20 protein-coding genes are annotated in these 18,928 nt (G+C 71.0%); 11 read left to right on the top strand and 9 right to left on the bottom strand.

All coding sequences use genetic code 11. The annotated features are described in order from the left end of the window. Positions 1-8: 8 nt before the first annotated feature. From OG472_RS33995 to OG472_RS34025, 7 genes are all read left to right on the top strand, one after another. Positions 9-260, top strand: coding sequence for a thiamine-binding protein (locus OG472_RS33995; protein ID WP_383571841.1), 252 nt, complete (start codon positions 9-11; stop codon positions 258-260). Beyond that, entirely contained in the window at positions 257-652 is a 396-nt protein-coding gene (locus OG472_RS34000; RefSeq protein ID WP_401612225.1) for a helix-turn-helix domain-containing protein, read from the top strand. Before OG472_RS33995 ends, OG472_RS34000 begins: the two co-directional genes overlap by 4 nt. A gap of 154 nt (positions 653-806) precedes the next feature. Further along, positions 807-1,322, top strand: coding sequence for a 2-oxo-4-hydroxy-4-carboxy-5-ureidoimidazoline decarboxylase (gene uraD / locus OG472_RS34005; RefSeq protein ID WP_319722010.1), 516 nt, complete (start codon positions 807-809; stop codon positions 1,320-1,322). An 8-nt stretch (positions 1,323-1,330) separates the two neighbouring features. Then, the gene (gene uraH, locus OG472_RS34010) at positions 1,331-1,720 is read left to right on the top strand and encodes a hydroxyisourate hydrolase (protein ID WP_030715205.1); all 390 of its coding nucleotides are present in this window, start codon (positions 1,331-1,333) and stop codon (positions 1,718-1,720) included. 1 nt (position 1,721) lies between these two features. After that, complete coding sequence (pucL, locus tag OG472_RS34015; protein ID WP_254381168.1) at positions 1,722-2,645, top strand: factor-independent urate hydroxylase; 924 nt, start codon at positions 1,722-1,724, stop codon at positions 2,643-2,645. A 189-nt stretch (positions 2,646-2,834) separates the two neighbouring features. Beyond that, positions 2,835-4,238 (top strand): 8-oxoguanine deaminase, encoded by a 1,404-nt coding sequence (locus OG472_RS34020; RefSeq protein ID WP_401612221.1) that lies wholly within the window; start codon positions 2,835-2,837, stop codon positions 4,236-4,238. Positions 4,239-4,615: 377 nt separating this feature from the next. Continuing rightward, on the top strand, positions 4,616-6,016 hold the full coding sequence (locus OG472_RS34025) for a nucleobase:cation symporter-2 family protein (protein WP_401612219.1): 1,401 nt from the start codon (positions 4,616-4,618) through the stop codon (positions 6,014-6,016). A gap of 81 nt (positions 6,017-6,097) precedes the next feature. Here the strand turns inward: OG472_RS34025 and OG472_RS34030 are convergent, their stop codons facing one another. After that, on the bottom strand, positions 6,098-7,096 hold the full coding sequence (locus OG472_RS34030; protein ID WP_405832719.1) for an MTH938/NDUFAF3 family protein: 999 nt from the start codon (positions 7,094-7,096) through the stop codon (positions 6,098-6,100). A 162-nt stretch (positions 7,097-7,258) separates the two neighbouring features. Between OG472_RS34030 and OG472_RS34035 the strand changes: the two genes are divergently transcribed. Next, entirely contained in the window at positions 7,259-7,645 is a 387-nt protein-coding gene (locus tag OG472_RS34035; protein WP_401604589.1) for a VOC family protein, read from the top strand. 6 nt (positions 7,646-7,651) lie between these two features. Here OG472_RS34035 and OG472_RS34040 read toward each other — a convergent pair whose 3' ends face one another. The 4 genes from OG472_RS34040 to OG472_RS34055 all read right to left on the bottom strand — a co-directional run bounded on the left by OG472_RS34040 (position 7,652) and on the right by OG472_RS34055 (position 11,755). Then, the gene (locus OG472_RS34040; protein ID WP_401604590.1) at positions 7,652-8,842 is read right to left on the bottom strand and encodes a GDSL-type esterase/lipase family protein; all 1,191 of its coding nucleotides are present in this window, start codon (positions 8,840-8,842) and stop codon (positions 7,652-7,654) included. A gap of 280 nt (positions 8,843-9,122) precedes the next feature. After that, positions 9,123-10,742: a malate synthase A gene (gene aceB, locus OG472_RS34045; RefSeq protein WP_401604593.1), complete on the bottom strand. Its 1,620-nt coding sequence runs from the start codon at positions 10,740-10,742 to the stop codon at positions 9,123-9,125. Between the two features lie 252 nt (positions 10,743-10,994). Beyond that, the gene (locus OG472_RS34050; RefSeq protein ID WP_401604596.1) at positions 10,995-11,606 is read right to left on the bottom strand and encodes an NTP transferase domain-containing protein; all 612 of its coding nucleotides are present in this window, start codon (positions 11,604-11,606) and stop codon (positions 10,995-10,997) included. Further along, a complete protein-coding gene (locus OG472_RS34055; protein WP_401604599.1) occupies positions 11,573-11,755 on the bottom strand; it encodes a hypothetical protein in 183 nt (60 codons plus the stop codon). The genes OG472_RS34050 and OG472_RS34055 overlap by 34 nt, the downstream gene beginning before the upstream one ends. Positions 11,756-11,843: 88 nt before the next feature. Between OG472_RS34055 and OG472_RS34060 the strand changes: the two genes are divergently transcribed. After that, complete coding sequence (locus OG472_RS34060; protein WP_383571804.1) at positions 11,844-13,331, top strand: PLP-dependent aminotransferase family protein; 1,488 nt, start codon at positions 11,844-11,846, stop codon at positions 13,329-13,331. Between the two features lie 5 nt (positions 13,332-13,336). Here OG472_RS34060 and OG472_RS34065 read toward each other — a convergent pair whose 3' ends face one another. From OG472_RS34065 to OG472_RS34075, 3 genes are all read right to left on the bottom strand, one after another. Then, the gene (locus tag OG472_RS34065) at positions 13,337-13,807 is read right to left on the bottom strand and encodes a hypothetical protein (protein WP_405832721.1); all 471 of its coding nucleotides are present in this window, start codon (positions 13,805-13,807) and stop codon (positions 13,337-13,339) included. A 123-nt stretch (positions 13,808-13,930) separates the two neighbouring features. Beyond that, positions 13,931-14,566, bottom strand: coding sequence for a response regulator (locus OG472_RS34070; protein WP_401604604.1), 636 nt, complete (start codon positions 14,564-14,566; stop codon positions 13,931-13,933). A gap of 2 nt (positions 14,567-14,568) precedes the next feature. After that, on the bottom strand, positions 14,569-15,771 hold the full coding sequence (locus tag OG472_RS34075; RefSeq protein ID WP_405832722.1) for a sensor histidine kinase: 1,203 nt from the start codon (positions 15,769-15,771) through the stop codon (positions 14,569-14,571). Positions 15,772-15,905: 134 nt separating this feature from the next. Between OG472_RS34075 and OG472_RS34080 the strand changes: the two genes are divergently transcribed. Then, entirely contained in the window at positions 15,906-16,991 is a 1,086-nt protein-coding gene (locus OG472_RS34080; RefSeq protein WP_401604609.1) for an ABC transporter permease, read from the top strand. After that, positions 16,988-17,707, top strand: coding sequence for an ABC transporter ATP-binding protein (locus OG472_RS34085; RefSeq protein ID WP_401604611.1), 720 nt, complete (start codon positions 16,988-16,990; stop codon positions 17,705-17,707). Before OG472_RS34080 ends, OG472_RS34085 begins: the two co-directional genes overlap by 4 nt. Positions 17,708-17,850: 143 nt before the next feature. Here OG472_RS34085 and OG472_RS34090 read toward each other — a convergent pair whose 3' ends face one another. Then, positions 17,851-18,654 (bottom strand): IclR family transcriptional regulator, encoded by an 804-nt coding sequence (locus OG472_RS34090; RefSeq protein ID WP_401604614.1) that lies wholly within the window; start codon positions 18,652-18,654, stop codon positions 17,851-17,853. Between the last annotated feature and the right edge of the window lie 274 nt (positions 18,655-18,928).

Here is an 18,928-nt window from a genome sequence, read left to right on the forward strand (position 1 = left end):
TGACCAGCGTGCGATTGAGAGTGGAGTTCACGACCGAGCCCTTCGACCTCGAAGAGGCTCCTGCCCATGCCGTGGCCGCGCGTGAGGTCATCCAGAAGGCCCAGCTGGAGGCGGTAGACGTCGGCCCGTTCGGCAACACCGCCGAGGGCGAGGCCGACCGGGTGCTGGCGGCGGTCGGCGCGCTGCTGCGCGATTCCCTGGAGGCCGGAGCCACGCGCGTCTCGCTCCAGGTCAACGTGATCGGGGAGGACACCCCATGACCGAGCCCCGCGACCACCCCTTCGTCACCGCGGTCAAGCCGCTGGTGGACGCCATGGGCGGCGAGCTGATGGATCCGGCCCTGGCGCAGCCCGACGACGTCGTGCTCAGCTGGGAGGGTCAGGACCTGCTGGCCGTGCGCCTGCCGCAGCTCTCGGATTCGCTGGACCACATCCTGGCGGCCCTGGAGCGCCGGCACGGCGTACCGTTGTCGCAGCTCGACCGGAAGTCCAAGCAGGACGTGGTGCGGATACTGGAGGCGCGGGGCGCCTTCTCCGTGCGGCACGGCGTGGAAACGGTCGCGGGCGCCCTGGGCGTAAGCCGCTTCACGGTCTACAACTACTTGAACCGGGACTCCGGCCCCAAAGGCACCGCTAAGAGCACCCAAGAGTGAAATACTGCTGACCCGCAGTGACGAGCCGCCGCCCAATTCACCCGGGCGGCGGCTTTTGTGTACGGGAAGTTTCAACAAAGTGTTGACGCCGTGTTGTCGAGGGCGTTAGCTATGCGCAGCCCGTCAAAGCAACAACAGGCCACGGAGGCCTACCGTGACTTCGAGTCCGACCCCGGGTCTCACCCGGTTCAACACCTTGGACGACAGCGCGGCCACGGCCGAGCTGCACGAGGTGTGCGCCAGTTCGGCGTGGGGGAGCAAGCTGCTCGCCCAGCGCCCCTTCGCCACCGCAGAGTCCCTGTTCGCCGCGAACGAAGCCGCCATGGCGGAGCTCACCGCGGAGGACCTGGGCGAAGCGATGGGAGGCCACGCGCCGATCGGCCGGCCGAAGCCGGGAGACCCGACCTCCGCCCGCGAGCAGCGCGGCATGGCCGGTGCCTCGGAGGAGCTCAAGAACGAGCTCCTCGAACTGAACCTGGCGTACCAGGAGAAGTTCGGCCACGTCTTCCTCATCTGCGCCACCGGTGCGACCGGTGAGTTCATGCGGGACGCGGTCAAGGTCCGGATCGACAACTCGCCGGAGCAGGAGCGGGAAATCGCCCGCGGCGAGCTCGTCAAGATCAACAAGATCCGCCTGACCCGCCTCGTCGAACTCGTTGAAGGAGAGTGAGACCGATCATGAGCACCGAGACCACCGCGTCGGTGTCCACGCACATCCTGGACACCAGCATCGGCAAGCCCGCCGAGGGCGTCGCCATCTCCCTGTCGGCCCGTACGGGTCTGGACGGCGAGTGGGCGGCCCTGGGCGGCTCTGCCACCGATGCGGACGGGCGCTGCAAGGACCTGCCGGCGCTGCCGGAGGGCACCACCCACGTACGTCTCGACTTCGAGACCGAGACGTATTTCTCCAAGAAGCAAGCCGAGGCGCAGCAGGACGCCCCCCGCGTAAGGGACAGCGGTGCGTTCTTCCCCGAGGTCACCATCACCTTTGCGGTGAACCCGGGCGAGCACTACCACGTACCGCTGCTGCTCAACCCGTTCGGCTACTCCGTTTACCGAGGGAGCTAGCATGGCCACGATTCTGGGCCAGAACCAGTACGGCAAAGCAGAGAACCGCGTCGTCAAGATCACGCGGGACGGCGACACGCACCACATCAAGGACCTGAACGTCTCGGTCGCCCTCTCCGGCGACATGGACGACGTCCACTACTCCGGCTCGAACGCCAACGTCCTGCCGACGGACACCACCAAGAACACGGTGTACGCGTTCGCCAAGGAGTACGGCATCGAGTCCGCCGAGCAGTTCGGCATCCACCTGGCGCGCTGGTTCGTCAACAGCCAGGAGCCGATCCAGAAGGCGCGCATCCGGATCGAGGAGTACTCCTGGTCCCGGATCGCCACCTCGGACGCCAACTCGAAGTTCATCGGCTCCGACGAGGTGAACCACTCGTTCGTCCGCAACGGCGGCGAGACCCGGGTCACCCAGATCACGTACGACGGCAAGAACTGGGAGGTCATCTCCGGCCTCAAGGACCTCGTCGTCATGAACTCCACGAACTCCGAGTTCTGGGGTTACGTGAAGGACAAGTACACGACCCTGAAGGAAGCGTACGACCGCATCCTCGCCACCCAGGTGTCGGCCCGCTGGCGCTTCAGCTGGTCGGACGACGACCAGCGGATGCCCAACTGGGAGAAGTCCTACGCCGAGACCCGGAAGCACATGCTCCAGGCCTTCGCGGAGACCTACTCCCTGTCGCTGCAGCAGACCCTGTACCAGATGGGTTCGCGCATCATCAACCACCGTTCGGAGATCGACGAGGTCCGCTTCTCGCTCCCGAACAAGCACCACTTCCTCGTGGACCTTGAGCCGTTCGGCCTCAAGAACGACAACGAGGTCTACTTCGCCGCGGACCGCCCGTACGGTCTGATCGAGGCCACTGTTCTCCGGGACGGCGTTGACGCCCGTATCCCCGTGGACATGACCAACCTCTGATGCGGCACGCGCGTCCCGGGGCTCCGCAGTGGCCCCGGGACCGCGCGACACACTTCAGCTTCCTGAATCGGCACCCGGACGCACACTCGGGGCGGCAGTACTGTCAGCTGTCAAGGCCTCCGGCTCCGGCACTCAAATCTCCTGGGCCTTGCCGTGCCCATACCGCCACTGAAAGCACGAGGAAGTCCCATGGCAGCATCGGCAGCCCCTGACAGCGCGGTCGAGCGCATCGTCATCGAGAACTGTGCGATCGCGACCGTCGACGCGAACGACACCGAGTACGCCTCGGGTCACGTCGTCGTCGCCGGCAACAAGATCGAGTCGATCGGTGCGGGCAAAGCCCCCGAGAACCTCGAGAACGTCGTACGCCGCATCGACGGCACCGGGCACCTCGTGACCCCCGGTCTGGTCAACACGCACCACCACTTCTACCAGTGGATCACGCGTGGCCTGGCCACCGACCACAACCTCTTCAACTGGCTGGTCGCGCTGTACCCGACGTGGGCGCGCATCGACGAGCAGATGGCGTACACGGCCGCGCAGGGCTCCCTCGCCGCGATGGCCAAGGGTGGCGTCACCACCGCGATGGACCACCACTACGTCTACCCCAAGGGCTCCGGCGACCTCTCCGGCTCGATCATCCGCGCCGCCTCCGAGATGGGCGTACGGTTCACCCTCGCCCGCGGCTCGATGGACCGCAGCGAGAAGGACGGCGGCCTGCCGCCGGACCACGCCGTCGAGACCCTCGAGGGTGCGCTCGCCGACACCGAGGCGACCGTGAAGAAGTACCACGACGCCTCCTTCGACGCGATGACCCAGGTCGCCGTCGCCCCGTGCTCCCCCTTCTCGGTCTCCACCGAGCTGCTGAAGCAGGGCGCCGAGCTGGCCCGCCGCCTGGGCGTGCGCATGCACACGCACGGCTCCGAGACCGTCGAGGAAGAGCAGTTCTGCAAGGAACTGTTCGGCATGGGCCCGACCGACTACTTCGAGTCGACCGGCTGGCTCGGCGAGGACGTGTGGATGGCGCACAGCGTCCACATGAACGACTCCGACATCGCCGCGTTCGCCCGTACCAAGACCGGTGTCGCGCACTGCCCGTCCTCCAACGCCCGTCTGGCCGCCGGCATCGCCCGCGTCCCGGACATGCTCGCCGCCGGCGTCCCGGTCGGCCTCGGCGTGGACGGCACCGCCTCCAACGAGTCCGGTGAGCTGCACACCGAGCTGCGCAACGCGCTCCTCATCAACCGCCTGAACCCGGTCCACCGCGAGCGCGCCCTGAACGCGCGCCAGGCCCTGCGCCTCGGTACCTACGGCGGCGCCCAGGTCCTCGGCCGCGCCGACAACATCGGCTCGCTGGAGGTCGGCAAGTGCGCCGACCTGGTGCTGTGGAACCTGAGCACCTTCCTGCACTCCTCGATCGCCGACCCGGTCACCGCGCTGGTCTTCGGTGCGGCCGCCCCGGTGACCGCGTCGTTCGTCAACGGCAAGCAGATCGTCGAGAACAACCGCCTCCTCTTCGCGGACGAGGACGCCATCGCGGTGTCCACCCGGGAAGAGGCCCAGCGCCTGGCGCGGATCTCCGCGCAGGCCTGACCCTCTCCCGGCCAACGCCGGGAGGTACCCCCAGAAGTCCGGCCGGGGGGGACGGCCTCCGGCCGGCGGCCGCGGACCCGAGCGGGGTCCGCGGCAGCCGTTCCCGGGTAGCGCCCGAGGAGATCCGAGGGCGCCCCCGGGGGCGGTGACTCGTGCCACTTGCGCTGCCGCGCGCGCATCGCGCCATGGCCACGGCACCTCCAGCCCTGGAGCTGGAACCACAGCGCGGAACCGATTTTTGGGCGAATCGTTTCTGCACCCCTTGGGACACGTAGTCGCACCACCCACAACTCCATACAGGCTCGACTCGCACTCCTTTCGCACCACCTCCATGACACCCACGTCCCTGCCGACGTGTTACCCGACCGGAGGAAGCCGTGGCCGCAATGCCCAGGTTTCGCAAAGACGCAGTCGCAGTACCGCAGGTCTCCGGGGAGAAACACCCGGTCGACGAGACCCTGCCTCCGCTGAAAATGTTCACGAGCGGTCTCCAGCACGTGGCCGCCATGTACGCCGGCGTCGTCGCCCCGCCCATGATCGTCGGCCCTGCCGTGGGGCTGTCGGCCACCGAGACCGCCTTCCTGATGGGCGCCTCGCTCTTCACCGCCGGCCTCGCCACCCTCCTCCAGACCCTCGGGTTCTGGAAGATCGGCGCCAAACTCCCCTTCGTCAACGGCGTTTCCTTCGCCGGTGTGACTCCGATGATCGCGATCGGCAAGGGGGAGGGGGCGGACGCCCTCCCCGTCATCTTCGGCGCGATCATCGTCGCCGGAATCATCGGCTTCTTCGCCGCCCCCTACTTCGGCAAGCTCGTCCGCTTCTTCCCGCCGGTCGTGACGGGTACGGTCATCACCCTCATCGGCGTCTCGCTCCTGCCCGTGGCCTTCAACTGGTCGCAGGGCGGGAACAGCACCGCCGCCGACTACGGCTCGATGAAGAACATAGGCATGGCCGCCGTCACCCTCGTCATCGTCCTGCTGATGCGCAAGTTCCTGCGCGGCTTCCTCCAGCAGATCTCCATCCTGCTCGGCCTGGTCGCGGGCACGCTCATCGCCCTGCCGCTCGGCATGACCAGCTTCGACGCCGTCAAGAACGCGTCCCTGGTGGGCTTCCCGACCCCGTTCCACTTCGGCGCCCCGCAGTTCCAGGTCGCCGCGATCATCTCGATGTGCATCGTCATGCTCGTCTGCATGACCGAGTCGACCGCCGACATCCTGGCCCTCGGCAAGATCGTCGGCCGTCCGGCGGACGCGAAGACCATCGAGGGCGGCCTGCGCGCCGACACCCTGGGAAGTGCGCTCAGCCCGCTCTTCAACGGCTTCATGTGCAGCGCCTTCGCCCAGAACATCGGGCTGGTCGCGATGACCAAGGTCCGCAGCCGGTTCGTGGTCGCCGCGGGCGGCGGCATCCTGATCCTGCTGGGCCTGTGCCCGATGGCCGCCTCCGTCATCGGCGTGGTGCCGCTGCCGGTCCTCGGCGGCGCCGGCATCGTCCTCTTCGGCTCGGTCGCGGCCAGCGGCATCCAGACCCTGGCCGGCGCGGCCATGGAGAAGGGCGAGAACGCCCTGATCGTGGCCGCCTCCGTGGGCATCGGCCTGATCCCGATCGCCGCGCCGGAGTTCTACCACGCCTTCCCGAAGGACCTGCTGGTCGTCCTCGACTCCGGCATCAGCACCGGCTGCGTCGTGGCCATCCTGCTGAACCTGGCCTTCAACCACCTCGGCGCCAGGAAGGGCGCGGCCTCGGGGGCCGCGCCGGATCCGGTACCGGTGCACTGACCGGCGCTGCCGGACGAAACGGCGGTGCGCACGTCACCCACTGCGGGCGTGACGTGCGCACCGCCGTTCGCGCGTGCCCGGTCAGCAGGTCGAGTGGAAGAGGCCGGCGACCCGCTCGGTGGCGGCCAGCCGGTTGTAGACCTCCACGGCTGCGGTCGTCTCCGCCACGTGCACCTCGACCCCGGCCGCCCGGAGCACCTCCAGCGTCTGCGCGACGATCCCGAGCCGCTCGTCCATGCCCCGGCTGAGCACCACCGCCGTCACCCCGAGGTCGAGGAACTCGCGCACCTCCTGCGGCTGGATGCCGGGCTCGTGCCGGGTGCCGTGCTCGGACCAGTCCCAGGGGCGGCCGCCGCCCGGGTAGAGCCTGAAGTCCTTGCCGGGGGCGAGTCCTTCGGCCTCGATCCGGCCCCACGAGAGGTGCGTGATGCGCGGGGAGCGCTCCGCGTCCGCGTCTGCGTCCGGGTTCGGGTCCGCGTCCGGCACCGGCGGGGTCCACAGCATCAGGTTGCTCATCAACTCGGCCTGTTCGACGGCGTCGTCGAGGGCGTGGTGCGTGTGCCGTCGCCGGGAGAGCAGTGCGCGGGGCATCCGGCCCTTGACCGCGGCGCGCAGCGGTACCCGTGCCTTCGTCGCGTAGAGGGTCTTCATGTCCAGGCAGCCGGAGTGGCCGAAGGGGCTGTCCCCGCCGAACCGCATCAGGTACCAGTACAGGAAGGTCCAGTCGAAGGGGGCCGGGTAGCCGCACATCACCGGCTGGGCCCCGGCCTCTGCGGACACCTTCCGCACCCAGGTGCGGAACTCGTCCATGGCCGCTGCCGGATCGGCGCCCTCCCGGAGCAGCCGGTCGCGGTCCAGCCCGCTGACGGCGAGCGCCTCGGGCACGTACTCCTCGCTGATCGGCCGCAGCTCGCGGTAGAAGGTCTGCCGCTCCGGATCCGCGGCCGTATACGAGGCGCCGTCCTGCCGGCCGGCGACCGCGGCCCCGAAACTGATCATCGAGTAGGGGCCGGGGATGGGTCCGTCGGCCTCGATGTCGACGGAGATGTAGAGGCTGGGACGTGCGGTGCGGGCTGCCATGTGCGAGAGCATGCCAGCCCGCGCCGCGCCGTTCATCCGGATTTGGCGGGGCCCACGCGCGGTGACCGGCCCTGGACGGTCCGTACGCCCGACCGCCGGTCGACGGCCTCCGCCGCCGGAGGGAGGATGGAGAGCGGGGAGCGTCGGATCGAAGGAACGGTCATGTTCGCAGACACCAAGGCATTCAGCGGATTCTCGGTCGACGACCTGGGCAGGGCCAAGGAGTTCTACGAAGGCACCCTCGGCCTGCGCGTCTCGGAGGACGAGGACATGGGCATGCTGTCGCTGCACCTGGCGGGAGACACCACGGTCCTCGTCTACCAGAAGGACAACCACGAGGCCGCGAGCTTCACGATCCTCAATTTCCCCGTCGACGACGTCGACCGGGCCGTCGACGAGCTCACCGCGCGCGGTGTCCGGATCGAGCGCTACGACGGGTTCGACATGGACGACAAGGGAATCGTCCGGCCGGAGGGGAACGAGCCGACCATCGCCTGGTTCAAGGACCCGGCCGGCAACGTCCTGTCCGTGCTGAACGAATCCCCCTGAGCCGCCTCAGGAGGCCGGCGTCAGGAACATCCCGGTCTGGTCCCCGCCCGCGGTGTTCTTGCAGCTGAAGCCGGAGCTCGCGGGCTGGGCGACGACCAGCGCGAGGCAGCGTCCGGCCGCGAGCTGCCCGAAGTAGTTCGGGTGCATGGACTCCTGGATGAGGCCCTGCGACTCGTTGTTGTCGATCCAGCGCGCCCACTCGCTCGTCTTCGCCGAGGCCGGCACGGTGGAGCTCACCTGCTTGCTCGCCTTGGCGCACACCTCGCGGCCCTGGAGCATGTCCCGCAGGTCCAGGAACTGCACGCCCTTGGCCGCCGCGACCGCCTTGATCCGGTCGGCTATCTGCGGCACGAGCGAGTCCCGCGCCCAGTCCGAGTCGCGGTTCCAGAAGGGGCAGCCGCCCGTGTTGAGCCGGCTCCAGTCGCTCTGGGTGTACCGGTTCTCCGCGCTCCGCGGGATCGGCGACGGGTAGGACTGCAGCACGATCCGGTACGAGGAGTCGGCGTACCCGGCCGCGCGCATCACGGCCCGCACCTCGTCCACGGACTTGCCGACCTTGCCCATGACCGCGTCGATCTTCTGGTCGACCCCGTACTGCTGGTCGTCGTAGCAGTACGAGTTCCAGATGACGAAGTCGAGCGCGCAGTCCTTGATGATGTCGGCGAAGCCCAGGTCGTTCCCGCCGATGGACAGGGCGATGACCTTGACGTTGTGGCTGGCGGCCACCGCGGCGAGCTGATCCGCCTGCGGCGCTTCGCCCTTGAAGGCGACGCCGCCGTTGGAGGCGCGGAACACGTTGTCGGAAACGGCACCGGAACAGGCCAGGTTCACGGCGACGTCGGCGATCGCACCGGCGCTGCGCACCTCGGCGGAGTCGGAGCGGTGACACCCGCCGGCGGTGGTCCCGTAGACCTTGCCGGGATCGTAGGTGCTGCCGCTGACCCAGCCCCGGTCGGTCCCGTTCCTGCTCCCGGTGTTGGTGAGGGTGTTGCCCTTCCAGCGCCCGGCCTCGCCGGAGATGTAGCTGTCGCCCATGGACACCACGGCGGTGGGTCCGGTCCCGGGACTGGCCGCGGAGGTCCCGGCGCCGCCGGCCACGAGCGCGCCGACGGCGAGCGGCAGAACCAATCCGGCCCCGGCCAGCCGTCGCACCCGACTGCGGTCCCGGTCCTTGCTGGCGTTGCGGAATCCGATCACTGCGGAACTCCTGCGTTTTCGGCCATGCCGAAGTCGGCAACGACTCCGTCGCGTGGCTGGGAAAGTGGGGGTACCGCCGGCCGGTGGCATCGGAAAGGTGACACGGGCCCACTTGTTACCGCTAGGTACAGGCAAGTTACGAACAAGTAACAACCGACCGGTCGTTCGGGGGTCCGGTCCTCCTGTTGTGGAAAGCAAACGGCTCCGCCCCCGTGCCGTGAAGGCAGCGGGGGCGGAGCCGGCGGGTTCGGCTGCTGTGCGATTCAGTCGAGTCCGGGGATCAGCCGACCAGCTGGTCGTACGCGGGGAGCGTGAGGAAGTCCGCGTAGTCCGCGTCCAGGGAGACCTGGAGGAGGAGGTCGTGGGCCTGCTGCCACTTGCCGGCCGCGAAGGCCTCCTCGCCGACCTCGGCGCGGATGGCGGTCAGTTCCTCGGCCGCGATCTTGCGGGTCAGGTCGGCCGTGGCCGTCTCGCCGTTCTCGAACACGACGCCGGCGTTGATCCACTGCCAGATCTGCGAGCGGGAGATCTCGGCGGTGGCCGCGTCCTCCATCAGGCCGAAGATGCCGACGGCGCCCAGGCCGCGCAGCCACGCCTCGATGTAGCGGATGCCGACCTGGACCGCGTTGCGCAGGCCGTCGTACGTCGGCTTCGCGTCCAGGGAGTCGATCGCGATGAGCTCGCCCGGGGCCACCGAGACGTCCTCGCGCAGCCGGTCCTTCTGGTTCGGCTTCTCGCCGAGCACCGCGTCGAAGGAGGCCATCGCGATCGGCACCAGGTCGGGGTGGGCGACCCAGGAGCCGTCGAAGCCGTCGCCGGCCTCGCGGTCCTTGTCGGCCTTGACCTTCTCGAAGGCGACCTTGTTGACCTCGGCGTCCTTGCGGGACGGGATGAAGGCCGCCATGCCGCCGATGGCGTGCGCGCCGCGCTTGTGGCAGGTGCGGACCAGCAGTTCGGTGTACGCCCGCATGAACGGGGCGGTCATCGTCACCGCGTTGCGGTCCGGCAGGACGAACTTCTCGCCGCCGTCGCGGAAGTTCTTCACGATGGAGAAGAGGTAGTCCCAGCGGCCCGCGTTCAGGCCCGCCGCGTGGTCCTTCAGCTCGAAGAGGATCTCCTCCATCTCGTACGCGGCGGTGATCGTCTCGATGAGGACGGTGGCGCGGACGGTGCCCTGCGGGATGCCGACGTAGTCCTGGGCGAAGACGAAGATCTCGTTCCAGAGGCGCGCCTCCAGGTGCGACTCCGTCTTCGGCAGGTAGAAGTACGGGCCCTTGCCGAGGTCGATCAGGCGCTTGGCGTTGTGGAAGAAGTACAGGCCGAAGTCCACGAGCGAGCCGGAGGCCGGGCCGCCCTCGAACCGCAGGTGGCGCTCCTCCAGGTGCCAGCCGCGCGGCCGCATCACGACGGTGGCGAGCTGGTCGGCGGGCTTGAGGGCGTACGCCTTGCCCGTGCGCGGGTCGGTGAAGTCGATGCGGCGCTCGTAGGCGTCGATCAGGTTGAGCTGGCCGAGGACGACGTTCTCCCAGGTGGGAGCGGAGGCGTCCTCGAAGTCGGCGAGCCAGACCTTGGCGCCCGAGTTCAGGGCGTTGATGGTCATCTTGCGGTCTGTCGGACCGGTGATCTCCACACGACGGTCGTTCAGCGCGGCCGGGGCCGGCGCCACCTTCCAGTCGCCCTCGCGGACCTGTGCGGTGTCCGGGAGGAAGTCGAGGGTGGAGGTCCGGGCGATCTCGGCACGGCGCTCGGCGCGGCGGGCGAGGAGCTCGGCGCGGCGGGGGGCGAACCGCCGGTGGAGCTCGGCCACGAAGGCGAGAGCCGCTTCGGTGAGGACTTCGTCCTGCCGGGGCAGGGGCTCGGCGTCGACGATGGCCAGCGGGGACGGCGCTGGTGCGGACATATCTGTCACTCCTTCAGCGGCGGTGCCTGGCGGCCGCGGGGGAATGCTCGCGCGAGACGGCACGCAGTGCCGTCGGGTGTGGAGAGTTCCGGGATACGGTCGCGGGCGCCGTCTGGGGGTTCAGGGCGCTTCTGACCAGTGGATAGTAATTTCCTCATGGTGGAAGTTCAATGGTTTGTTGATATCGAGATTCTCCGAGTCGACAGATTCCACTCTCCGGTGGCCCTCAGTGCCATTGCCGTCACGCCGTGCTCAGAGGAGACGCGCCAGGTCGGGCGGCGTGTCGATGTCGAAGGCCTCCGCGACGTCCGAGCACTCCACCAGCATGAGCTCTCCGGCATGTCGCGCAAGGTGCACCCGTGCGCCCTTGTCGCCCGTCGCCGTCGCCGCGATGTCCGCCCACCGGTCGGCCCCGAACAGCACCGGGTGGCCGCGCTCCCCGTCGTACGCCGCCGCCACCAGGCTCGCGGGGGAGCGGTAGGCCTCCCGGACCCGGGCCACGGCCGCGGGGCCGATGCCCGGCTGGTCCACCAGCGAGACCAGGGCCGCGCGGGCGCCCGTACCGGCCAGCGAGGTGAGGCCGACCCGCAGGGAGGAACCCATCCCCTCCGCCCAGTCCGGGTTGTCCACGACCACGCAGCCGGCCAGATCGGCCTGGTCGCGGACCTCGGACGCCGAGGCGCCGAGCACCACGTGCACCGGGCCGCAGCCCGCCTCGCGCAGGACCCGTACGGCGTTCTCGACCAGCGGGCGGCCGCGGTAGGGGAGCAGGGCCTTGGGCCGCCCGCCGAGCCGGCGGCCGCCGCCGGCCGCCAGGAGCAGGCCCGCGATCATGGGTGGAGCGGAGTGGGAGTTGGCTGACATGCCACCGATTCTCGCTCCTGTACGGAATCCCGTGAGCGCCGCGCCAGCGTGCGCCGTACGGAGGCCAGCACGGCCCCGACGCGCAGCGGCCGGGAGATCCGGTTCTCGGCGGCGGCCAGCAGGGCGCGTTCGTCACGGTCGGTCAGCATCTGGGTTTCTCCTTGCCAATCGGGGGCCAATACAGCGAGTCTGGTCCTCGATTGGCCTGGACGTCAGAGCCAATCAGGGGAGGTTGGCATGGCAAACGGGCGAGTGGTCCAGACAGCGGACAGGACGATCGGCAGCCGGCAGCTCGCCGCCCTGCTGCCGGCGGAGGTCCTGGCCCGCCCCGGCTACCGGGCGCTCGCCGACGCCGTCCGCACCCTGATCCTCGACGGCCGGATCGCCCTGCACGTCCGGCTGCCCGCCGAACGCGAGCTCGCCGAGGCCGTCGGCGCCAGCCGGGCCACCGTCACCGGCGCCTACGACCTGCTGCGCGAGAGCGGCTACGTCCGCAGCCGGCGCGGCTCCGGCACCTGGACCGAACTCCCCGACGGCCACCGCCCGGTCGGCGCGCACGCCATCGTCGGGGGGATAGGCGGCCGCGCGGACGGCGAACCGGGCATCGACCTCGCCATCGCCGCCATGGGCGCCCCCGAGGGCAGCCTCGCCGAGGCCTTCGCCTGGGCCGCCCCACGGCTGCCCCAGCTCGCCCGCAGCCCCGGCTACCACCCGTTCGGCCTGCCCGACCTGCGCACGGCCGTCGCCGAGCGGTTCAGCCGGCGCGGGCTGCCCACGCGCCCCGAGCAGATCCTGCTCACGTCCGGCGCCCAGCAGGCCTTCAGCGTGGTCGTCAGCCTGCTCTGCCGGGCCGGGGACCGGGTCGTGACCGAGAACCCCACCTACGCCAACGCCCTCGACGCGCTGCGCCACGCACGGCTGCGCACCGGTTCCATCGCCGTCTCCGACGCGGGCTGGGACATGGAGATCGCCGAGTCCACGCTGCGCCAGACCGTGCCGAGGATGGCGTACGTGATCCCCGACTTCCACAACCCGACGGGCTCGCTGATGCCGCCGGAGCAGCGGCTGCGGCTGCTGGCGGCGACCCGTGCGACCGGGACCTGGCTGGTGGTCGACGAGACCATCGCCGACATCGCGCTGGACGTGCCCGCGCCCGCGCCGCTGGCCTCCCTCGCGCCGCGCGGCGGCGCGGACCACGTGATCACGATCGGCTCGCTCAGCAAGACGCACTGGGGCGGCCTTCGCGTGGGCTGGGTCCGGGCCACCGCGAAGATGATCGCCGAGCTGACGGCCGTGCGGGTCTCGGCCGACATGACCGGCTCGGTCCTCGACCAGCTGGTCGCGCTCCCGCTGATGGACGACATGGACCGGACCCTGCCCGCACGGCTCGCGCAGCTGCGGATCCAGCGCGAGGCCCTGGTGCAGGCGCTCCAGCGGCACACGCCGGAATGGTCCTGGCGGATCCCGCCGGGCGGGCTCTCGCTCTGGGTCGACCTGGGCGAGTCGGTCAGCTCCGCGCTGGCCGAGCGGGCCGCGGCCGCCGGCGTCCACATCGGCCGGGGCGCCCGCTTCGGCGTGGACCCGGGCACCTTCGAACACCGGCTCCGGATCCCCTACACGCTCCCCGCCGACCGCCTGGACGAGGGAGTCCGCCGCCTCGCGAGCGCCTTCCACGACGGGGTCCCGCTCCCGTCGGCGGTGGACCGCCCGCACTGGGTGGCGTAGCCCGGTCAGGCCTTGCGGAAGTACGCGTTCGCCGCCGGGCGGAACATCAGGGCCACCGCGGTCAGGACGGCCGCCAGGTGGACGGTCCGGCTGATTCCGAAGACCCACTCCAGGGCGTCCGCGCGCGCCAGCGCGTCGGCGGCCGACCCGCCGTCGAGGAGGTGGCCGAGCGGTTCGACGACCAGCGAGGCGGTACCGAGGACGCCGAGGCCTATGGCGAGGGCGACCCTGGCCCAGCCGGCCCCGCGGCGCATCCGTACGGCGACCAGCACGGCGGCGGTGAACACCACCAGCCGCACCGCCAGGCCCGCGCCGAACCCCTCGGCCGGATCCCGGCCGACCATCAGGGCGGTCTCGAAGGCGCCGGCGGCCACGGCCGTGACCCACAGGGCGAAGGCGGCCCGGACGGGGGCGGGCGGCGGGCCGGGGTTGCCGCGCTGTACGGAACGGTGCGCGGCGGCGGAGGTGGCAGGCATCGGAGGCTCGCTCTCTCGGGTACGGGGTCTCGTCTCGACACCCCGATGCTCCCGCCGGACCCGGGTCCCGCACGCGCCGGTGGCCCGGTGTGTCCGCCCTGGGGCTGTCCCCCCCTGCCGGGCCTACGGCGTGCGGATCAGCCGGCGGGTGGCGGCCGCCGCGACCGCCGAGGTGCGGGAGTCGACGCCGAGCTTGGCGTAGACGTGCACCAGGTGGGACTTGACCGTGGCCTGGCTGAGGAAGAGCCTCTTCGAGATCTGCTGGTTGGACAGGCCGTCCGCGACCAGCTGCAGCACCTCCAGCTCCCGCTTCGTCAGCGCCTCCGCCGGGGTCCGCATCCGGTCCATCAGCCGCAGCGCCACCGCCGGGGCCAGCGCCGACTGGCCGGCGGCGGCCGTACGGACCGCCGCCGCCAGTTCCTCCGGCGGGGCGTCCTTGAGCAGGTAGCCCGAGGCGCCCGCCTCCACCGCCGCCAGGATGTCCGCGTCCGTGTCGTACGTCGTCAGGACCAGCACCCGGGGGGAGCCCGCACGGGCGGTGATCAGGGCCGTCGCCTCGGAGCCGTGCATGCCGGGGCCGGGCCCGAACTGGAGGTCCATCAGGACCACGTCCACCGGCTCGGACGCGGCCAGCTCCACCGCCCGCTCGGCGGTCGCGGCCTCGGCCACCACCGCGAAGTCCGCCTCGGTGTCCAGGACCGCGCGCAACCCGGCCCGGACCACCGGATGGTCGTCGGCGAGCAGCAGCCGGATCGTCATCGTCAGGCCTCCAGGGCGAGCGGCAGGGTGACGGCCACGGCGGTGCCCTGGCCCGGGCCGGACTCCACGGTGAACAGCCCGCCCAGCGTCTCGGCGCGCGAGCGCATCGCGGGCAGCCCGAACCCGCCGTCGCCGGAGCCCGAGGCCGCGGAGGAGGGATCGAAACCGTGCCCGTCGTCGACGATGTCCAGCGTGACCGAGGCGTCCATGAAGGTCAGGGTGATCTCGGCGCGCCCGGCCCGCGCGTGCCGCACCACATTGGCCAGCGCCGACTGCGCGATCCGCAGCAGGGCCACCTCGTACGGGGTGGGCAGCACCCGCGGGCTGCCGCTCAGCGAGAACCGCACCCGCGGGCCCGGCACCCCCGCACACAGCCGCTCCAGCGCGGCGGCGAGCGACCCGTGCTCCAGGTCCGGCGGGGTGAGGGCCCGAACGAAGCGGCGCGCCTCGGCGAGGTTCTCCTGGGCGGCCTCCCGGGCCCGGGCGATGTGTTCCAGCGCCGGGGCCTCCTGCGGCAGCGCCCGCTCGGCGGCCCGCAGCAGCAGCTGGATGGAGGACAGCCCCTGGGCGAGGGTGTCGTGGATCTCGCGGGCGAGCCGCTCCCGCTCGGCCAGGATCCCGGCGCCCCGCTCGGCCGCGGCCAGCTCGGCCCGGGTGGTGATGAGCTCCTCGATCAGCTCGCGGCGGCGCTCGCTCTCGCGGTACAGCGCCTGGTAGCCCAGCACGGTCGCCACCGCCACGGCCCCGCCCAGCAGCGGCCCCAGGAAGGCCCCGGGGGTCGCCGTGCTGCTGTGCGCGAGGAACCCGCCGATGGCCGCGCAGGCGGTCACCGCGACGGCCGCGACCCCCCAGCGCAGCCGCAGCAGGTGCAGCTCCAGGAAGTACAGCGGGAAGGCGATCCACAGCCCGTCGGGGGAGACCGCCAGCAGCGCCGCCCAGGCCGCGCCGAGCCCGGCCAGCCACACCGCCCCGGCGCGCGGCGAGCTGTGCACGGCGGGGGCCCGTACGCCGGCCGTGTAGACGGCGGCCAGTACCGCGCAGGCGGCGATCACCCAGCCGGCCCGGGGCGCGGAGTCGGCCACGGCCCGGCCGGCGGCGAGCGCGAGCAGCCCGAGGAGCAGCGCGTGCAGGCACAGCCGCAGCACTTTCGACACCGGGGTGAGGGCGCGGGAGACGGGGGGAAGGAGGGCGGCGGGAGCAGTCATGGCGTGACCAGCGTAAGTCGGCCCCGGCCGGCCCCGGTCAACCGAAAGTTTGATGTACCGGTGCGCCCTTCGATACGAGGATCACTACTGTGGCGCGATGCCTTGTGTCCACGCGGAACACCAAGGTGGGGAACATGTTCGTCGCATGGAGAGATCTACGGTTCGCCAAGGGACGCTTCGCCCTGATGGGCTCGGTCGTCCTGTTGATCACGCTGCTGGTCGGCCTGCTGTCCGGGCTCACCTCCGGCCTGGCCCGGGAGAACATCTCGGCCATCACCGGCCTGCCCGCCTCACACCTGGCCTTCGCCGCGCCCACCGGGGACCAGAAGGTCTCCTTCACCAACTCGCAGGTCCCCGAGTCCGCCTGGCTGGCCTGGCGGAAACAGCCCGGGGTGACGTCGGCGGAGCCGCTCGGCATCCGTACCACCAACGCCGTCTCGGGTGAGCGCACCGCCGCCGTCTCGGTCTTCGGCGTGGACCCCGCCGGCCGCCTCGGGCCGCAGCGGACCGGCCTCACCCAGGGCCGGGTGGTCCTCGCCGAGAAGGCCGCGAAGGAGCTCGGCGGCCTCACCGCCGGCGCCAAGCTCAAGATCGGCCCGCTCGAACTGACCGTGGCCGCCGTCTCCGGGACCGCCGCCTACAGCCACACCCCGGTCGTCTGGATGGACCTCAACGATTGGCAGCGCATCGGCAACCCCGGCACCTCCATCGACACGCTCGCCACCGTCGTCGCCGTCTCCGGCAGCGGCGTCGACCTCGCCGCCGCGGACGAGGCCGCCGCCACCCGGGCCCAGACCGTCGACGAGGCCCTGGGCGCCATAGGGTCGTACCAGGCCGAGAACGGTTCGCTCCAGCTGATGCGCGGCTTCCTCTTCGTCATCTCCGCCCTGGTCATAGGGGCCTTCTTCACGGTGTGGACGATCCAGCGCAGCGGCGACATCGCCGTCCTGAAGGCACTGGGTGCCTCCACCCCGTACCTGCTGAAGGACGCCCTCGGCCAGGCCGTGGTGATGCTCGCCATCGGCACCGGGCTGGGCACCGCGCTGGCCGCCGGCTTCGGCGCGCTAATCAGCGGCGGGAACGTGCCCTTCGTGCTCGACGCCGCCACGGTCCTCGTCCCCGCCGCGATCATGATCGTGCTCGGTGCGCTGGGCGCGGCCCTGTCCATCCGGCGGATCACCGCCGTCGACCCGCTGACCGCCCTCGGGAGCGCCCGATGACCCTGCTCGTCCACGACGTCACGCTCACCTACCCCGACGGCGAGAGCCGGCTGACCGCCCTCGACGCGGTCCGTCTGGAGGTGCCCGCCGGCACGCTGACCGCCGTGATCGGGCCTTCCGGATCCGGCAAGTCCAGCCTGCTCGCGGTCGCCGCCACCCTGGTCACCCCGGACTCCGGCCGGGTCGTCGTCGCCGGCCGGGACACGGCGGGGCTCAGCGCCGCCGAGAAGTCGGCCCTGCGCCGGGAGAAGATCGGCATCGTCTTCCAGCAGCCGAACCTGCTGGCCTCGCTGACCGCCGCCGAACAGCTCCAGGTCATGGCGCACCTCTCCGGCCGGCCCTCCAAGGCCCTGCGGCGCCGCGCACTGGAGCTGCTGGACGCGGTGGGCCTGGCGGACAAGGCGGGCAAGCGGCCGCACCAGCTCTCCGGCGGCCAGCGCCAGCGGATCAACATCGCCCGCGCCCTGATGAACGAGCCCGCCGTGCTGCTGGTCGACGAGCCGACCAGCGCCCTGGACCACGAGCGCGGCGCCGCCGTGCTCGACCTGCTGGTCACCCTGACCCGCGAGCGCTCCACCGCCACGGTGGTGGTCACCCACGACCACGCCCACCTGGAGCGGATGGACCGTACGGCGACGATGACCGACGGCCGCCTGACGCAGAGCCCGGAGCCGGGCACCGGTCCCGGCGTCCTGAGCGGCGTACGGGCGTCCTGAGCGGCGTACGGGCGTCCTTGAGCGGGCGCGCCCCGAGCGGCGCCCGACGGGCCGTACGGAAAGGCCACGGCCCGTACGGAAAGGCCCCGGCCGTCCCTCGCTCCGAGGGACGGCCGGGGCCTTCGTGCGACCGTGTGCCGCGCCTAGGCGGGGGTCTGGTTGGACAGGGCCACCGACAGCTCGGCGGCGACGCCCTGCAGGATCGGCACGAAGGACTCGGCCACGGCCTCGGTGACCCGGCCCGCCGGACCCGAGATGGAGATCGCGGCGGCGGTCGGCGAGTTCGGCACGGAGACGGCGAGGCAGCGGACTCCTATCTCCTGCTCGTTGTCGTCGACCGCGTAGCCCACCTTGCGGACCTGCTCCAGCGCGTCGAGGAAGCCCTCGGGCGTGGTGATGGTCTTCTCGGTCGCCGCCGGCATTCCGGTGCGCGCGAGGAGGGCCCGTACCTCTTCGGCGGGGGTGTACGCCAGGAGCGCCTTGCCCACGCCGGTGGAGTGCGGCAGCACCCGGCGGCCGACCTCGGTGAACATGCGCATGGAGTGCTTGGACGGCACCTGGGCGACGTAGACGATCTCGTCCCCGTCGAGCAGGGCCATGTTCGCCGTCTCCCCGGTCTCCTCCACCAGGCGGGCGAGGTAGGGGCGGGCCCAGGTGCCCAGCAGCCGCGACGCGGACTCGCCGAGGCGGATCAGACGCGGGCCGAGGGAGTACCGTCGGTTGGGCTGCTGGCGGACGTAACCGCACGCCACCAGGGTGCGCATCAGGCGGTGGATCGTGGGCAGGGGCAGACCGCTGGCAGCGGAGAGCTCGCTCAGGCCGACCTCGCCCCCGGCATCGGCCATACGTTCGAGCAGATCGAAGGCGCGCTCAAGGGACTGGACGCCACCGCTGGCGGCAGGGGTCTTTGAGGAAGCGTCGGTGGTGCTGGCGCTGGACGTCGGCACGGCGCGGTCCTTTCGGTGCTGGCAGGCAAGGGAGCAGCCTACCCGGCGGTCGGCGTCGGTCCCAGTGCTGGGGTCGGGGCCGTCGCCGCCGGTCAGAGGCGGTTTGTCCTGGTGGTGGACGTCCCCGGGAAGTTACCTGCCCAGATCCCGGTGGTGGTAGCTACATTCTGGATAGTGAAATCTTAATTCCATCCTGTGGAAACATCCAATTGCGGTCCTGGTGTGTCAGTGGTCCGTCCGGGCGCTCTTGACTGCTTCGGGATCGCCGGGAAGA

Origin of the sequence: Streptomyces sp. NBC_00207 (assembly GCF_045160965.1) — a bacterium.
GTDB lineage: Bacteria > Actinomycetota > Actinomycetes > Streptomycetales > Streptomycetaceae > Streptomyces.

Excerpts from the sequence above, each read along its gene's own strand:
- OG472_RS34080 (WP_401604609.1), top strand. The coding sequence starts at position 15,906 with ATGTTCGTCGCATGGAGAGATCTACGGTTCGCCAAGGGACGCTTCGCC.
- uraH (WP_030715205.1), top strand. The coding sequence starts at position 1,331 with ATGAGCACCGAGACCACCGCGTCGGTGTCCACGCACATCCTGGACACC.
- OG472_RS34000 (WP_401612225.1), top strand. The coding sequence starts at position 257 with ATGACCGAGCCCCGCGACCACCCCTTCGTCACCGCGGTCAAGCCGCTG.
- OG472_RS34065 (WP_405832721.1), bottom strand. The coding sequence starts at position 13,807 with ATGCCTGCCACCTCCGCCGCCGCGCACCGTTCCGTACAGCGCGGCAAC.
- OG472_RS34070 (WP_401604604.1), bottom strand. The coding sequence starts at position 14,566 with ATGACGATCCGGCTGCTGCTCGCCGACGACCATCCGGTGGTCCGGGCC.
- OG472_RS34035 (WP_401604589.1), top strand. The coding sequence starts at position 7,259 with ATGTTCGCAGACACCAAGGCATTCAGCGGATTCTCGGTCGACGACCTG.
- OG472_RS34020 (WP_401612221.1), top strand. The coding sequence starts at position 2,835 with ATGGCAGCATCGGCAGCCCCTGACAGCGCGGTCGAGCGCATCGTCATC.
- pucL (WP_254381168.1), top strand. The coding sequence starts at position 1,722 with ATGGCCACGATTCTGGGCCAGAACCAGTACGGCAAAGCAGAGAACCGC.
- OG472_RS34050 (WP_401604596.1), bottom strand. The coding sequence starts at position 11,606 with ATGTCAGCCAACTCCCACTCCGCTCCACCCATGATCGCGGGCCTGCTC.
- OG472_RS34085 (WP_401604611.1), top strand. The coding sequence starts at position 16,988 with ATGACCCTGCTCGTCCACGACGTCACGCTCACCTACCCCGACGGCGAG.
- OG472_RS34030 (WP_405832719.1), bottom strand. The coding sequence starts at position 7,096 with ATGGCAGCCCGCACCGCACGTCCCAGCCTCTACATCTCCGTCGACATC.
- aceB (WP_401604593.1), bottom strand. The coding sequence starts at position 10,742 with ATGTCCGCACCAGCGCCGTCCCCGCTGGCCATCGTCGACGCCGAGCCC.
- OG472_RS34060 (WP_383571804.1), top strand. The coding sequence starts at position 11,844 with ATGGCAAACGGGCGAGTGGTCCAGACAGCGGACAGGACGATCGGCAGC.
- OG472_RS34075 (WP_405832722.1), bottom strand. The coding sequence starts at position 15,771 with ATGACTGCTCCCGCCGCCCTCCTTCCCCCCGTCTCCCGCGCCCTCACC.
- OG472_RS34055 (WP_401604599.1), bottom strand. The coding sequence starts at position 11,755 with ATGCTGACCGACCGTGACGAACGCGCCCTGCTGGCCGCCGCCGAGAAC.